We start from the raw sequence: 16,079 nt of genomic DNA on the forward strand, positions 1-16,079 counted from the left end.
ATATGGCAGTTACGATGAAAAGTGAATATGCGTTGAGGTTATTGCTTCTTTTGTCTGTTGAGAATAAGCAACTTAGTACAAAAGGATTGATTGAAAGGTGTAAAAATAAAATACCATATGAATTTGCACAAAAAATTTTGTCCAAATTGGTATCAGCCGGGATTTTATCATCATCTAGGGGAAAGTTTGGAGGTTACAAGCTTATTAAAAATCCCGATGAAATAACCATTTACGATATTGTGACAGCTGTGGATGATATAACTTCTGTGATTACGTGTTTTGTAGAACCGGGGAAAATTAAGACTTCACCTGAAATTTGCACTGTAAATGAAGTATGGCAAATAGTTATGGATAGGTTTTCACAGTCATTGAGATCTGTAACTTTGGAAGATTTACGAAAGTCTTATACAAAAAAGTGTGAGAAGTATGAAAGGAGGAGCAAATTATAAAGGTAGGTGTTGCATTAAGTGGAGGAGTTGATAGTGCAGTTGCTTTATACCTTTTAAAGCAAAAAGGGTATGATGTTACTGCTTATCATATTAAAACAATTCCAGATTCGGTTTACTTGACAAAAGAAATAAAACATAAAGTTTGTTGTAGTCCATCAGATACTTTTGATGCAATGAAAGTAGCAAAAAAATTCGATGTAGAAATGAAAATAGTACATGTTGAAGATGTATTTAAGGAAACGATAGTTAAATATTTTTTAGATGAATATAGAAAGGGAAGAACTCCCAACCCTTGTTTTTTTTGTAATGATTGGATTAAGTTTGGGTTTTTACTTGATGAAATCTTAGAAGATGGTAATGACTATGTTGCTTCAGGTCATTATGCAATTGTAAAAAACGGTAAGTTGTACAAGGCAAAGAGTAAAGAGAAGGATCAGTCCTATTTTTTAGCTTCTATAAAACGTGGAAAATTGGGACATTTGTTATTTCCAAATGGTGAATATGAAAAAGAAGAAATTAGAGAAATTGCGAAAAAATTGGATATTCATGTGCATTCAAAGGAAGACTCTCAAGATTTGTGTTTTATACCTGATAACGATATTTATAACTTTTTAAGTGAGAATGGTGTGAATTTTAATCCAGGATTGATAATAGATACTAAAGGAAATATTTTGGGGACTCATAAAGGATTACCAAATTACACAATTGGACAACGGAAAATAGGAATTGCAACTGGGAAAAGATTGTATGTGTTAAAAAAAGATTTTGAAAATAATTTGTTGATTGTAGGCGAAAAGGATGAAGTGTTTAACAAAAAGTTTACCGTTTCGAAATTAAATTTTTTACAAGATGTATCTAACTCTCTACTAGGATATGTTAAAGTTAGAAAAAAGTTCAAAGAAGTTAAATGTAAGGCATATTTTTTAGATGGAAGATTGTTTGTGAAGACTGAAGAACCGGTATTTGCTATTACTCCTGGCCAAATAGCGGTAATTTATGACGATGATGGAGCGGTAGTGGTATCAGGAATTATTGAAGAGGAGGGATGGAATGGATTTAAAGGTTTTGATTGATCAAGAAAAATTGAAAAATCGTATTAGAGAATTAGGAGCTGAAATTACGAATTATTATAAAGAAAAAACGGACACAATTCATGCTGTTTGTGTTCTGAAAGGTGCTATACACTTTTTTACGGATTTGGTTGAGAATATTGATTTAAATGTTGAATATTCTTTTATTCATGTTTCAAGTTATAGTGGGATGGAATCTACTGGAAGAATTAGGGTAAAAAGTTGGATAGATGAACCTATTGAAAGTAAATATGTCTTAGTGGTTGAAGATATTTTGGATACTGGGCAAACGTTATCGTATATTTTAGGATACTTGAATAGATATAATCCTAAAGATTTGAAGGTAGCTACTTTGCTTAAAAAACCTTCAAAGAAGCCAATTGTTAGTGCAGATTTTATTGGTTTTGATATTGAAGATAAGTTTGTAGTTGGATATGGTTTGGATTTTGATGAAAAATATAGAAATATTCCTTATATAGGTTATATGGAATGAGAAAAAGTTTATTAATTACAGTTGGGATTATTATTACATTGTTTTCATTAGGAATAGTTTTAATTCCTTGGTTTAGGATAATATTATATGTGATATATTCTCCTCTTAAAGAGGAAACGAATTTTTTGGTGTTAGGTTTAGATAAAGATATTCAAGGTACTAGAAGAACAGATGTAATAATGTTTTTAAGTGTAAATGCTAAGACAAAAAATATAAAAATTTCCAGTATTCCAAGAGATCTAATAATAGATGGAAAAAAAATAAACTCATATTATCAAAGAAATGGTTTAGATGCTTTGATAAAATTGGTAGAAGGATTTTTGAATAAGAAAATAGATAGATATGCAATAGTTGATTATGATGTAATAAAGATCATTGGTGATGAAATAGGTCCAGTTGAGGTTTATATAGATCAACCTATGAAATATACTGATTATTCTCAAAATTTGATAATTAATTTTGAACCAGGATTACACAATTTATATGGTGAAGAGCTCCTTGCTTTTATGAGATTTAGAAAGGATTTTAGAGGTGATCTTGGAAGAATAGAAAGACAAAAATATATTATTGAACAGCTTTTAAAAACAGCACTTAAAAAAGATATCTTTACTTTATCTAAAACGTTTAAAAAGGTTTTTGATATGATAGAGACAAATGTTAAAACTTCAGAACTTGTTTATTTAGCAGTAAATTTTAGAAATGGGTTTAATCTGAAAAATATATCTTTTCCCGTAAAGTATGATGTGGATGGAAATATCTATCCAGGTGATTTGAAAAATTATAGAGAAGCTTTTAATGGAGAAAAAAAAGAGGAGAATAGTTTCAATTTTTATATATTAAACAATACGAAAACTCAAACAAGAACATATAACGTGAATTTATATTATATGTGGAAGGCGGCAGGTTTCATTCCAGAAAAAATATATAACTTGCCCAAATTATCTTTAAAAGAAGATACGGTGTATGTTTTAGATGAAAGTATAAATATTCAAACTGTCAGTAACATAGTAAAAGTAGTACATCCAAAAAGAAGGTTTGCTATAAAATATGCAAAAGATCACTTAGAGGAATATTATTTGATAATTGAAACGTTATCTTCTGAAAGAAGCTATATAAACTTTCCAATTGATTTTATAGTTATTTTAACAGGATAGAAATTTTTTCTTTATTTTTTGTGTGTAAATGTGAGCTAGTCTTGTTGGTTCTGGAAGTTTGTATTTTCCGATAAATAATTTTGTTATTTTGAGACTAGATCCTATATCTATTAAATATCCAGGTGATATAAAAATGGGCTTGACATTATCTTTGCTTCTGTATACTATACCTAGTCTTTCGCCGCTGTATTCCAGATATGAAAAACTCCCATGTTTTTTTTCGGGTTCTTTGTAATTTCCTACCAATTTACTTTTTGCGATTCCAATTGTTGGTTTTTCAATCCAAAGCCCCATATGACTAGCTATTCCTAGTTTTCTTGGGTGTGCAATACCATGTCCATCAAAAAAAACAATATCTACATTTGTTTTTAATTTTTCCCAAGCTTTTAAAAATATAGGGCCTTCTCTAAAAGCGAGTAATCCAGGGATGTAAGGAAATTTTACTTTTTCAATGTGATGTACAATTTCTTTGATGTTAAATTTTTGATCTAGAACTACAATTACTGCCAATCCGTATTTATTTGGAAATGAAAGATCAACCCCCGCAACTAGAAAGGTTTCTTTTTCAAACTTTTTAAATTTTAATAATTTTTTCAATTCATTTTGAATGTTTATAGCTTCTTTTGGAGTTATGTTCCAATTGTGTAATTTTTTGTATATCATAATTTCACCCTTTTGAGTTTTGTATGCTAATTTTCTTTTTGTCTTCTTGTTTGAGTTTGATAATTCTATCGTACATATATTCGAAAAATTTAATATTTATTTTTCTTATAACTTCATTTGGTATTTTTTCAATTGTATCTTTTAAAATTTCAGTTAACATTATTACACCTTTGGGTAAATAAGATGGGCCTAAAAAATCCATCGCCTTGTGTAATTTTTTATACAAGTTTTTGTCTAAATTTTTGTATAACCTTTTAAATCCTAGTTTTGAATTGTTTCTATCGTAAATATATCTTAAAATTACAGCTAAATCTCCACATAAATTACTTCCAAGTCTTGAAGCCCATATTAAATCATTTCTTTTGTAAGCTGATACAAATTCTAACATAGTAAAGGAAAAAGAATTGAAATATCTTATAAAATCTTCCTCAGTTATAGAAAGTTTTTCTGCTTTATAATTATTTAAAAGACCTTCAGGATCGTGGATTATTTTTATTTGGTCAGTTTTTGGTAAATTACTAACAGTGACAGTATAAAAATCAAAATGTAGCCCGTTGTCAAAAACAGCAACAATTTGAGGTCCAACAAAATTTACTTCGGACCAGTAAAGTAATGGCCTGTATTGTTTCAGATAATGTAAACGCCTATTTAAAAATTCTTCTAATTTGTCGTTTTTCACAAGACAGTAAAAATCAACATCTGAATAAATATCCATTTCACCACGTGCAACTGAACCTTTAACAAATATTGCACGTACAGCCGGATCCTTTTTAACTAATCTAGAAATTGTGTTGATTGCATTTAATTGTTTCATTTTTCAACACCCCATAATATTTTAATGAATTTAATGAAATCTAAATATTTTTTTATTAAGATTTTTAGTTATTTTTAATTTTTGTATTTGTTATTTGTTCAATATTTGTTTTAAATAATAAATTGGAAATACTTATCATTAGCTAAGTACTTATAACAAAAGAATACATTGTTAAAAAAATATTATTGATCTATTCTCTTATTATAAGTAGTATGAAAAAAACAAACATAAACTTATCAAAAAATTTCACAACAATATTCTACCACAACATTATCAAAAATTTATCTTCAAAAGTATAACTAAAAATACATAGATGTTTTAATTTTTTCCTTAGCAGTTTTAAAAGAACTATTTGTTCTTTCATTTAAAGAGACATTAGAAATTGGAACACTTTACTTTAAGAAAGTAGCTTAGAGAATTCATTCACAAAGTGTTATTTTGAATGTTTCTGGATGAGATGTATGTGTGTAAGATAAGTAAAAAATCATGTAAGGCGCAAAGTAATTCTGAAAAAAAGGATTATTTGGTAATATAAAAACAAAATTTGGTGAATATGTATATTCATACAGAGAAGATTTGGCAGGAATATTAGCTTTATTAAAGTTCCTATTCTACAACTTATATGTAACAATTTTTTTGTTTATTGCTAGAATAGGTATTTTGTGCTTTTTAATTTATTTATTGTTTATTTTTTAAACAGCCTCATTTTTCTCGTAGTATTATAATTTTATAGTTAAATACTTAAAATAAAAATCCCCCAAGACGGGGGATTTTTATAACTTTACATTTTCAAATTCTCTAAAATGTTTTATATTTATTCTTTCTCTTTTTAGCATATTTAATAATACATTCTTTGGCCCTATTTCAATAAACTCGGTTACACCTAAAGCTAACATATATTTTATTGATTGATACCAATACACCGGGCCAGCTATTTGCTCCAATAAATAATATTTTAACTCTTCTGGATCAGTTGATGCTTTTCCTGTACTATTTAAGACAATAGGAACTTTTGGTTTATTAAATTTAACATGTTCTATTTCACCAATCAATTTTTCCCTTGCACTTTTTAAAAAAGGAGTATGAAATGGGCCTGAAACTACTAATTCTGCAACTCTAATTCCTTTTTCTTTGCAATCATTTATAAACTTGTCTATAGATATTTTTAATCCACTTATCACAGTTTGAGTTGACGAATTATAATTTGCAACATAAAGTCCTTCATAATTTTTCACTAATTCTTCAACTTGTGATGGGGAAATTCTCAAGACAGCTGCCATACTACCTTTACCTGGTTCTATTGCTTCTGAAATATACTCTCCTCTCTTTCTTACCAAGTATATTCCAAAATCAAAATCATAAACCCCTGCGGCAGCAAATGCTGTATATTCTCCCAAACTATGTCCAGCTGTAATATGATAGGTTACACCATTTTTCTCTAAAAATTTATATCCAACATAACTTGCCAAATATATTGCAGGTTGTGCATTCTCTGTAAGTTTCAATACTTCTTCATTACCATTCATTATATCAATCAAATTTAAGTTCAAAACTTCTTCTGCCCTTTTACTATAATAATTCCAATCTGGTAACACGGAAAAATCTTCAGCCATTCCGGAATATTGCGAACCTTGTCCTGGAAACAAAAACGCCCTCATGCTTCCACCACCTTCAAAACTCTTTTTGAAATAACAACTGCTAAAACCATCTTTACAAAATCAATTCCAATAAATGGAAGTACACCGACAAAAAACGCTTTTGAAAAACTTTTCAAATGATATGCTAACACAGAAAAACCAAATAAATAAATTATAGCAAGTCCCAAAATTCCATAGATGAGCATAGAAAAATAATCTTTTTTAGAAAAACCAACAATTAACGCCGCAACCGGAAAAGCCATTAAGTACCCTCCAGTAGGACCAAAAAGATGAACTATTCCTCCGGAAAATCCGGCGAAAACTGGTAATCCAATTATACCTAAAGCCAAATATATTACCTGGACTAAAAATGCATAAAATGGTTTTAAAAAATATCCTGTTATAAAAATCATTAAAACCTGCAAAGTAATTGGTACTGTACCAATTGGAATACTTATTTGAGCCCCCACAATAGTTAGAGTAACAAAAAGTGCAACTAGTGCCAACTCTTTTGTTTTCATTAAAATCCCCCCTTTAACCCTAAAATTACCTCCTTATATTCACTTACAATTTCTCGAATAATTTCATCAACAGTCTTTACATCATCTATCAATCCTACAGATTGACCCGCCATAAAAGAACCTTCATCTGTATTACCATCAATAACTGCTTTTCTCAAACTACCCACAAGAATACTTTCTGCCTCTTGTGGACTTGAAACTTCCAATTTACGAACTACCTTTGAAAATTTTGTCTTTACAACTCTCGCAGAATGTCCTAACGCAGCACCAGTTATTACGGTATCTCTAATTCCAGATTTTAATATTAATTTTTTGAAATTTTCATGTACTTCTGCTTCTTTGGAAGCTATAAATCTTGTACCCATTTGTATTCCTTCTGCACCTAACGCGAATGCTGCAGCCATTCCTCTGCCATCAGATATCCCACCGGCAGCAATAACGGGAATTTTTACCTTTCTTGAAACTGCATTTATAAGAACAAAGGTCGTAACTTCACCAATATGCCCGCCTGATTCCATACCCTCAGCAATTACTGCATCTGCTCCACTTCTTTCTACCATTCTTGCAAGACTATCAGAAGCAACTACTGGAATTACTTTAATATTATTCTCTTTTAATCTTTTTATGTATTTTGTAGGATTTCCTGCACCAAATGTAACAACTGGAACTTTCTTTTCAATAACTACATCTATTAATTCTTCCACATATGGAGAAACCAAAATAATATTAATGCCGAAAGGTTTATCCGTTAAATTTCTTACTCTTTCAATTTCATTTTCCAAATCATCTGCCTTCATTGGACCTGCACCAATAATTCCCAATCCACCAGCATTTGAAACAGCCGCAGCTAATTTTGCAGTTCCCGCCCAAGACATACCACCCATGAGGATGGGATATTTTATATCTAATAGCTTACATATTCTATTCATTAAATCACCTCTTCATTCCCAACATTAGTATTGCTTTAGCCACAACTTTGTTTTCCACGTATGCTTTTCCTTCAACAAATACGATATTTGATTTAATATTCTTCAATTCAACTTCGTACCTCAATATACAATCCGGTCTTACTTCTTTTTTGAATCTTGCATTATCAATTCCAAGAAATAAAGGAATATCATCACCTTTTAAAAGCATAATTCCAGCCGCCTGTGCCATCCCTTCTATTATATACACGCCAGGATATATCGGATAATCAGGAAAATGACCTTTAAATACTTCAAGGGTTGATATAATATCTTTCTCTGCAATAATCTTTTTTTCTTCTTTTTTTAACACTCTATCAACTAAAAGAATTGGTTCTCTATGCGGAAGTATTTTCATTATTTCGCTTTTATCCATGTTAATACCTCCCTACAACAATACACGCATTGTGTCCACCAAAACCAAAAGAATTTTTCAAAAAGTTATTTACCCTATAATTTACACTGTCCTTTACAATATTAATTTTTGATGAATTTTCATCTGGGTTTTCCAAATTTGGCATTCCATGAATAAATCCTTCTTTCATTTCAATCAAAGCAGCTATTGTTTCAACAGCTCCTGCCGCCCCCAAAAGATGACCTGTTAAAGCTTTAGTCGAATTAACAAATACATCTTTATCACCAAAAATATCCAGAATTGCTTTGGCTTCGAGTTCATCACCTACAGGAGTACTTGTCGCATGGCAACTTACCAAGTCTATGTTACTCGGCTCCATTTTTGCATCGTTTAAAGCCATTTTCATTACAGCTTTTGAACCTGTTGCCTCAGGATGCGGCGCACTAAAATGATACGCATCGTCATTCATACCAAAACCTTTAACCTCCGCTAAAACTTCCGCATTCCTCTTTCTTGCAAAATCTTCAGATTCTAACACTAAGACTCCTGCACCCTCTGACATTACAAATCCGTCCCTGTCCTTGTCAAAAGGTCTTGAAGCTTTTTTGGGGTCATTATTTCTTGTTGAAAGAGCTTTCATTGCAGCAAATCCTGCTATTGGCAGTGGAGCAATTGTAGCTTCTGCACCTCCTACTATAGCAACATCCACATATCCATGTCTTATTAACATCGTCCCTAAAGCAATTGCATGAATTGAACTTGCACATGCACTTACCACGGAAAAATTCGGACCTTTCAAACCATATACCATCGACACAACTCCACTGGCCATATTGGAAAGCAACATCGGTATCATAAATGGGCTTACTCTATTTGCTCCTCTTTTCTTAAACACTTCATTTTGATTATCTAAAGTTAAAAATCCTCCCATTCCACTTGCAATGATTACCGCAACTCTATCCTCTATCCCTTCAAAATTTATTCTAGACGATTCAATCGCTTCTTTTGCTGCAACTAACGCAAATTGTGAATATCTATCAATTCTTTTGGATAATTTTCTGTCAATATATTCTTCTGGTTTGAAATTTTTTACTTCACCAGCAATTTGTACAGGCAAATCACTAGGATCAAAGCTAGAGATCTTATCTATTCCTACAACTGTATTTTTTAAGCTATTGGAAAATTCCTCTACGTTTTTTCCCAGCGGATTAATGGTCCCCATACCTGTAATTAAAACTCTTCTCACATTATCACCCTCCTTTAAATCATCTGATAAAATTATATCAATTTAACTTTTTTAAGTCAAGCAAACTTATAATTACTTTTAAATATTATGCTTTTCACATATTCACAATTTTGTTTGTTGCAATAATTTAAATTTAAAATAAAAAAATCCGGAGGGAATTCTCCGGATTTTTAAAAATTTATTTACTAGCAAATTTCCATTGAAATATCAATGTATTTTATTTCGCTTGTTAACCTTCCAATTGAAATTACATCAACTCCATTTATCAAATAATCTTTCAGATTTTCTTCACAAATTCCACCTGAAACTTCTACTATTATGTTCTTTTTATTTTTTATTAATTCTACAGCCTTTTTTGCATCTTTTGGATTAAAATTATCCAACATGACAATATCCACATCTAAATCTAATACTTCTTCCAATTCTTTAAAGTTTTCAATTTCTACTTCTATTTTAGAGGTAAAGGGCTTTATCTTTGAAATCTGATTAACTGCTTTCTTTATTGATCCGTATATTTTTTTGTGGTTATCTTTAATCATAACAGTATCAGAAAGATTTAATCTGTGTGTGTTTCCTCCACCGTCTAATACTGCTAATTTTTCAAGATCTCCAATTAAAGGAATTATTTTTCTTGTAGCAGATATTGTAATTCCAAAATCTTTAGCAATATCCACAAACTTTCTCACCTTTGTAGCTATTCCACTCATTAGTGATAAAATATTTAGAACAGTTCTCTCTATTACTAAAATGTTGTATGCATTGCCGTTTAAAGTTAATAAAATGCTATCTTTTTTTACAAAATCGCCATCATGAAAATTTATTTTATATTCCAAATCATAATGCTTAAAAATATGCTTTACAATCTTTATTCCCGATAACACTGCATCTTGTTTCAAAACTATTTCAGCCTCTACATATTTATTTTTCAAAGGATACGATGCAAAATCAATCAACCCTTCATCCTTTTCAATCCATTCAATAATTTTATTTATCATTTTATACCTCCATAAGTTTAAACATATTTTTTATTGGGATCTTTGCCTTTTCAGAGACTTCCAAAGGAACTTCTACTTCAAATTGTTCTTTTTCCAATGCCAATAAAATATTCTTTAAATTATTCTTTTTCATGTTATTACAAATTGCACCATCAATTTGTATAAACATCTTTTTTGGATAGATTTTTCTCAACTTAACAACCATATCTTTTTCTGTTACAACTATATATTCATTTCCTTTATCTAATTTAGGAAACTTTTCCATTTGTGATGTACTTCCAATATAATCAGATATTTCTCTTATTTCTTTAGAAACCTCTGGATGCGATATAACTTTTGCCTTGGGATACTTCTTTTTTAACTCCAAAACATCTTCTTTAGTTATATAGTTATGAACATAACAATAACCTGTTTCACCAGGAACGGGAATAATTTTCTTTCCGGTTTTTTCTGCTACATAACTTGCAAGATTCTTATCAGGTCCGAAAAGAACTGTATCACTATCTATTTTTTTTACTATTTCTACTGCGTTTGCTGAAGTACACGCAAAATCTGCATACATTTTTGATTGTGCTGTGCTATTGACATATATGACAAATGGAACATTATACTTTTTTTTCGCAGCTATTATAAGCTCTGATGTAAGGGAATTAGCCATAGGACAAGTAGCTGATCTCGCGGGAACTATAACTTTTTTATTAGGATTTAAAATCTTTATAGTTTCTGCCATAAAATCTACGCCTAAAAATAAGATTTTTTCGTCTTTAATTCTTGTAGCAAGCCTTGCAAGTTGCAAAGAATCCCCCAAATAATCCGCTATTTCCTGTATATCTCTACTTTGATAATTATGTGCAAGAATTATATACCCTTTTTCCTTTGCTAATTTTTTTATCTTTTTTTTCAAGAGTTCCATAAATATTAACCTCCTATCTTTATTTTTTCAAAATTTTTTCTCAAAACCGCCGCTAAAGTTAGTGGAGCTAACAAACTTGTTTTAGGATTGGGAGATTGATTATTTTCAAAGGTAAATGTGTAATTTCCCACACTTGAAATTGCTTCAATTTTATGTATATTCTTCTCAACATTTGGTTCTGAATAAATTTCCACCAATACTTTTTCAAAACTTCCAACTGCTAGCGACAAAGTGACGGAAACATTGGTATTTTTTGGAAATCTATTTATGGCATCTATTGCATTTCCACTAAAAATTAACTCCCTTTTTTTATCATTTCTTCCAAAAGAAATTGGTGGTTTGAAAGTTTTCAAAAATACTTTATCAATATATTTTCTAATTGAATAAATAACATCTAATCCTCCAATAGCCCCAGATGGTATATAAATGTTAGATTTAGAATCTACAATTTTTTTCATAAAATTATTCCTAAAAGTTGAATCTGCAAATGCACCTGTACTTAAAATATAAAAATCTTTTCCTGAATCTAAAATTTCTCTGTAATATTTTTTTACCGCTCCAACAGATGCACATTCTATAACCATATCACAATCTTCTGGAATAGAAAAATTTTCTAATCTAATCCCCAAGTCACTTGTTATTTTTTTCTCATCATAGTAATAAAAATCATCAATAATATCTTTTAATTCTTTTAAAATTATCTTCGTTGAATTTCCAAATCCCAAAAACATTGGTTTCATCTGTCTTCACCTCCGAAAATATTTTACATCTGATAATTACATTTGTCAACTCAGTGACTAAAAAAACAAGGGTAAAGGTTACCCTTGTTTTTATAACTTTCTCAATGCAAAAAATATATGCTCTGCTTCTTTTATTAAATACGAGTTTTTTAATTCCTCAGATAATACTTTTGAAAGACCACATCCCCTTATATCAATAACTTCAAATCCATACCTTTTGAGATTTAAAATATCCTCAACAGTAAAGCACCTAGATTTAAAAGTTCCATACTGTGATCCAACAGTGGTAATATGCGTTCTATCAAAGTCTCTTAGTTCTTTTAAATTTCCATATTTTATTATCTGCCTTCTCATAAAATAGAAACTATCTACAGTTGCAAATATATATCCTTTATTCTTAACTAAATTTTTCATTTTTTTCATTACAAAATCCAAATCTTCAATATAACTCAAAACGTCTCCTTGCAAGTTTAAGATGTCAAATCTGTCTTCAAATTCAAACTCTTCAATTTTCGTGTTGAAAAACTTTACCTTGTCTTTATACTTTCTTTTAGCTATTTCTAACATTTTTTTTGAAGGTTCAATGGCATACACTTGAAAATTCTTTTTCAAAAAAAAATTCAGCCAATATCCTGTCCCAGTTCCCACATCCAATACTTTGCCACTTAATGAACCAATTACATTTTCTATATAAATTTGTACGGCCTGTCTTAAAATTGTCCATTCCTCATCTTCATACATTTGATCGTATAAGTGAGCTATTTTTTCATAATATTCATACGATTTCACAACTAACCTCCTAACTTATTCTTTTATATTGATCATAGTTATTTACTATGGTATTTTTCAATTTTAAAATTCCAAAAGAACGTGGTGACATCCTTATCTGCAATGTTCCACCTTTAACATAGTATTTTTCATCATTAAATAAATCAACATATTCAGTTCCGCTCAAGATTCTATTATCGGGTAAATTTACAATTAATTCATATGGTTTATCGTAGATATTTCCATATACAATCAGATTATCCAAAACCATAGGGGTTTTTCTCATAAACACGATTGGGTCATTATTTAACAATTCAAACCCTCCATAACGCAAAGCTGGTTCTTTTCTTCTTAATTTAATAATTCTTTTATAAAAATCCCTTAATTCTATATCCCAATTATTTTCATTCCAATCCATTGTCTTTCTACACTCTGGATCAGGACCACCATCCATACCAATTTCTGTCCCATAATATATTACAGGTACACCGGGATAAGTAAACTGAAGAAATATTGCAAACATCCTCAAAAATTTATCCTCAATTATTGTAGCAAGTCTTTCCGTATCATGACTATCTAACATATTCCAGCATGTTAAAATATTACTTGTTTCTTTATACATTCTTTCAAGATAAAGTCCAAAATTTTTATTAGTCCCTTTAACGTAGGATATTATATTTTCTCTAAAATGGTAGTTCATTACTCCGTCAACCATATCCCATCCTGCAGGATACGTCCAAAGTTCACTTACCACATACTTTTCTGAAGAAAAACCTTTCACTTTTGAAGTTATATATCTACTAAACTCTGGGCCAAGATCCTGGCCACAATCTAATCTCCAACCATCAATTCCCAATTCAAGATATTTAATCAAAACATTGGTAATGTATTCTTTGACAGATATTTCTTCCAAAACAAGTTCTGGTAAACTCTTTGTTCCCCACCAACCCCTATAATGCTTCTCATAAAAAACAAACATATTTTTAAAAGACTTATTACCCTTTAAGGCCTTTTTAAAATATACATTCTCTTTTCCAACATGATTAAAAACTCCATCTAAAATCAATTTCATGTTTCCCTTATGCAATTTTTTTAAAAGCTTCTTTAATGCTTTTATTCCTCCAAATTGAGGATCAACTTTAAAATAATCGATGGCATCATACTTGTGATTGGAATTTGATAAAAATATCGGTGTTAAATAAATAACATTTACTCCCAATTCCTTTAAGTAACTAATTTTATCGGCAACCCCCCATAAATCTCCTCCGTAAAATACCTTTACGTGCTCGCTTCTCTCCTTTTTTTTTGGAGGAACATCCCAATTTTCTATTCTTCCTCCTCTTTTTTCGTAAAGATTTCTTTTCAACTCAACATTTGAACCGTTTCCAATAAAAAACCTATCTGGAAATATTTGATATATTACAGAATCGAATGCCCAAGATGGTATAGGAAATCTCATCAAAACACCTCCTGTTTCTGGAAAAAAGTATATCACAAAAAACTGCACTGGAAAACCAGTGCAGTTTCTTTATTAAAATACACCTAAAATCTGAAACTATTTACTATTTTGTTTAAAACAGTAACTACTTTCTTTAAATCATTACTCATCGTATTTAATTTTGTTATTCCCTTTTCAAGATCATCAAGCATATCCTTATTTAATTCAATCATATGTACTTGTTCTGAGAGCGTTCTAGTTGTACTATCAACTGCACTAGACATTTCCTCTGCTGCTGCACTTTGCTCCTGAGCGGATGCAGCTGTATTATTAATCATATTCGTAATCCCAAATATTTCTTCTTCAATTTTTTCAAGTTTTACCTTAACATCTTTTGAAAAATCTGCCGCATCTTTTATGCTTGTAACTGTATTTTTTGTATTTTCATTAACTATATTGGCATTTTCCCTTATTTTTTCTAAAATGTTTGCAATATTATTTGTCGCTTTTTTGCTTTCTTCCGCAAGTTTTCTAATTTCATCAGCAACCACTGCAAACCCTTTACCAGCTTCTCCTGCTCTTGCAGCCTCAATCGCAGCATTTAGTGCAAGTAAATTTGTTTGTTCAGAAATTCCATTAATTGTTTCTAATATTTCTTTAATATTTGCAGCAGACAAAGATAATTCGTCAACCATTTTAGCAGTATACAAAATTTCGTTATATCCTTTCTCGATTATTTCATATACTCTACTTACAGAGTTTGCTCCATCTTTTACGCTTTCAGAAATTTCATTAGAACGTTCTGCTAATTCCATCGAAGCTTTAGAAACAGCTTGTGCACTTGCCGCAACTTCCTCAATGCTTGAATTTATCTCTTCAAGCGATGCCGAAATATTTTGCGAATCTGAAACAACTTTTCCAAATGTCTTCACCAAATTTTCGGCTACATCTTTTTCCTTATTTGAAATTTCGTACAAACTTTGCGATGACTCCTCTAAGTTTTTCGAATTTTTAGTAAGAGAAGAAACTGTTGTTCTTAAACCATCAATCATATTGTTTAATGAATTTGCTATTTTACCTATTTCATCTTTCCTATCTACTTGTACTTTCTCAGATAAAACTCCTTTAGAAACATTTTCAACAACTAAAGCAACTTTTTTTACATCTCTTTTTATACCTTTTCCTATATAAAGTACAACTATGAAAGTAATTCCAAGAATTATTAATATTGTAATCAAATTTTTAATGAAAAAACTATTTACTATTTTATTAATATCATCAATATAAACTCCTGCTCCAATCATAAATTTGTATGGGGCAAACCACTTTGCATATGAAATTTTACCTACATCTTTTCCCAACGATGGTTTATTCCAAACATATTCGTATATAAACTCACCGTTTCTTTTTGCACCATCTACTAAATCAACAAGTATTAACCTTCCTTTTGGATCTCTTATATTATTTGCTTTTTTGTTTTCCAAAGTCGGATGTACAATTCCAACATATTTTTCATTAAAAATAAATACGTAATTACTCCCATCAAATTTCATTGAAGAAATATATCTTTTCACAAAATCTATTGCCTTATTATGATCTATAATTCCATTTTTCTCCATTTTGTAGATATTTTCCACAATACCATATGCACTTTCAACCACACTTTTTACCTTATCTATTTTTTCATACCTTAACTCTTTATAAAAATTAACATAACTGAACCACAAGAAAAAAATAGAAACAAATATCACAGTACCAATAGTCAAAAACATTATCAAACTTGATAAACTTTTCAACTTCATATTCTCTCACCTACTTCATATATTTTTTATATCCTTAATTTAGATTGTACTACATA

The 16,079-nt window shown here is 30.1% G+C and carries 17 protein-coding genes; 4 read left to right on the forward strand and 13 right to left on the reverse strand.

Annotated features, from left to right (window positions below):
- The first annotated feature begins 2 nt into the window (after window positions 1-2).
- Genes Y592_RS08265 through Y592_RS08280 form a run of 4 tightly spaced genes read left to right on the forward strand, consistent with a single transcriptional unit; the run spans window position 3 to window position 3,166 of the window.
- Entirely contained in the window at window positions 3-449 is a 447-nt protein-coding gene (locus tag Y592_RS08265) for an RrF2 family transcriptional regulator (protein ID WP_075666509.1), read from the forward strand.
- Window positions 446-1,522, forward strand: a complete 1,077-nt coding sequence (gene mnmA, locus Y592_RS08270) for a tRNA 2-thiouridine(34) synthase MnmA (protein WP_075666510.1) — start codon at window positions 446-448, stop codon at window positions 1,520-1,522. The genes Y592_RS08265 and mnmA overlap by 4 nt, the downstream gene beginning before the upstream one ends.
- Window positions 1,500-2,012: a hypoxanthine phosphoribosyltransferase gene (hpt, locus tag Y592_RS08275; RefSeq protein ID WP_075666511.1), complete on the forward strand. Its 513-nt coding sequence runs from the start codon at window positions 1,500-1,502 to the stop codon at window positions 2,010-2,012. Before mnmA ends, hpt begins: the two co-directional genes overlap by 23 nt.
- Window positions 2,009-3,166 carry an LCP family protein gene (locus Y592_RS08280; protein WP_075666512.1) on the forward strand — a complete coding sequence of 386 codons (1,158 nt, stop codon included), beginning with the start codon at window positions 2,009-2,011 and terminating at the stop codon, window positions 3,164-3,166. The genes hpt and Y592_RS08280 overlap by 4 nt, the downstream gene beginning before the upstream one ends.
- Here the strand turns inward: Y592_RS08280 and nfi are convergent.
- The 13 genes from nfi to Y592_RS08345 form a co-directional block, all read right to left on the reverse strand.
- A complete protein-coding gene (nfi, locus tag Y592_RS08285; RefSeq protein WP_075666513.1) occupies window positions 3,155-3,829 on the reverse strand; it encodes an endonuclease V in 675 nt (224 codons plus the stop codon). The two genes, Y592_RS08280 and nfi, sit on opposite strands and share 12 nt — an antisense overlap.
- A 4-nt stretch (window positions 3,830-3,833) precedes the next feature.
- Window positions 3,834-4,643, reverse strand: coding sequence for a nucleotidyltransferase domain-containing protein (locus Y592_RS08290; protein WP_075666514.1), 810 nt, complete (start codon window positions 4,641-4,643; stop codon window positions 3,834-3,836).
- A 773-nt stretch (window positions 4,644-5,416) separates the two neighbouring features.
- Window positions 5,417-6,301: an ACP S-malonyltransferase gene (locus Y592_RS08295; protein WP_075666515.1), complete on the reverse strand. Its 885-nt coding sequence runs from the start codon at window positions 6,299-6,301 to the stop codon at window positions 5,417-5,419.
- Complete coding sequence (locus Y592_RS08300; RefSeq protein ID WP_075666516.1) at window positions 6,298-6,801, reverse strand: biotin transporter BioY; 504 nt, start codon at window positions 6,799-6,801, stop codon at window positions 6,298-6,300. The genes Y592_RS08295 and Y592_RS08300 overlap by 4 nt, the downstream gene beginning before the upstream one ends.
- On the reverse strand, window positions 6,801-7,730 hold the full coding sequence (fabK, locus tag Y592_RS08305) for an enoyl-[acyl-carrier-protein] reductase FabK (protein ID WP_075666517.1): 930 nt from the start codon (window positions 7,728-7,730) through the stop codon (window positions 6,801-6,803). Before fabK ends, Y592_RS08300 begins: the two co-directional genes overlap by 1 nt.
- A 4-nt stretch (window positions 7,731-7,734) precedes the next feature.
- On the reverse strand, window positions 7,735-8,142 hold the full coding sequence (gene fabZ / locus Y592_RS08310) for a 3-hydroxyacyl-ACP dehydratase FabZ (RefSeq protein WP_075666518.1): 408 nt from the start codon (window positions 8,140-8,142) through the stop codon (window positions 7,735-7,737).
- A gap of 1 nt (window position 8,143) precedes the next feature.
- Window positions 8,144-9,367: a beta-ketoacyl-ACP synthase II gene (fabF, locus tag Y592_RS08315; RefSeq protein WP_075666519.1), complete on the reverse strand. Its 1,224-nt coding sequence runs from the start codon at window positions 9,365-9,367 to the stop codon at window positions 8,144-8,146.
- A 185-nt stretch (window positions 9,368-9,552) separates the two neighbouring features.
- Entirely contained in the window at window positions 9,553-10,362 is an 810-nt protein-coding gene (gene nadC, locus Y592_RS08320; protein WP_075666520.1) for a carboxylating nicotinate-nucleotide diphosphorylase, read from the reverse strand.
- A 1-nt stretch (window position 10,363) separates the two neighbouring features.
- The gene (gene nadA / locus Y592_RS08325) at window positions 10,364-11,275 is read right to left on the reverse strand and encodes a quinolinate synthase NadA (RefSeq protein ID WP_075666521.1); all 912 of its coding nucleotides are present in this window, start codon (window positions 11,273-11,275) and stop codon (window positions 10,364-10,366) included.
- Window positions 11,276-11,280: 5 nt separating this feature from the next.
- Complete coding sequence (nadX, locus tag Y592_RS08330) at window positions 11,281-12,015, reverse strand: aspartate dehydrogenase (protein WP_075666522.1); 735 nt, start codon at window positions 12,013-12,015, stop codon at window positions 11,281-11,283.
- Window positions 12,016-12,105: 90 nt separating this feature from the next.
- Window positions 12,106-12,804 (reverse strand): class I SAM-dependent methyltransferase, encoded by a 699-nt coding sequence (locus tag Y592_RS08335; RefSeq protein WP_075666523.1) that lies wholly within the window; start codon window positions 12,802-12,804, stop codon window positions 12,106-12,108.
- Window positions 12,805-12,814: 10 nt separating this feature from the next.
- Window positions 12,815-14,242, reverse strand: a complete 1,428-nt coding sequence (gene aglB, locus Y592_RS08340) for a cyclomaltodextrinase (RefSeq protein ID WP_075666524.1) — start codon at window positions 14,240-14,242, stop codon at window positions 12,815-12,817.
- A gap of 83 nt (window positions 14,243-14,325) precedes the next feature.
- Window positions 14,326-16,023: a methyl-accepting chemotaxis protein gene (locus Y592_RS08345; RefSeq protein ID WP_075666525.1), complete on the reverse strand. Its 1,698-nt coding sequence runs from the start codon at window positions 16,021-16,023 to the stop codon at window positions 14,326-14,328.
- Window positions 16,024-16,079 lie beyond the last annotated feature (56 nt).

It is taken from the genome of Thermosipho sp. 1070 (assembly GCF_001682135.1).
GTDB classification, from domain to species: Bacteria; Thermotogota; Thermotogae; order Thermotogales; family Fervidobacteriaceae; genus Thermosipho; species Thermosipho affectus.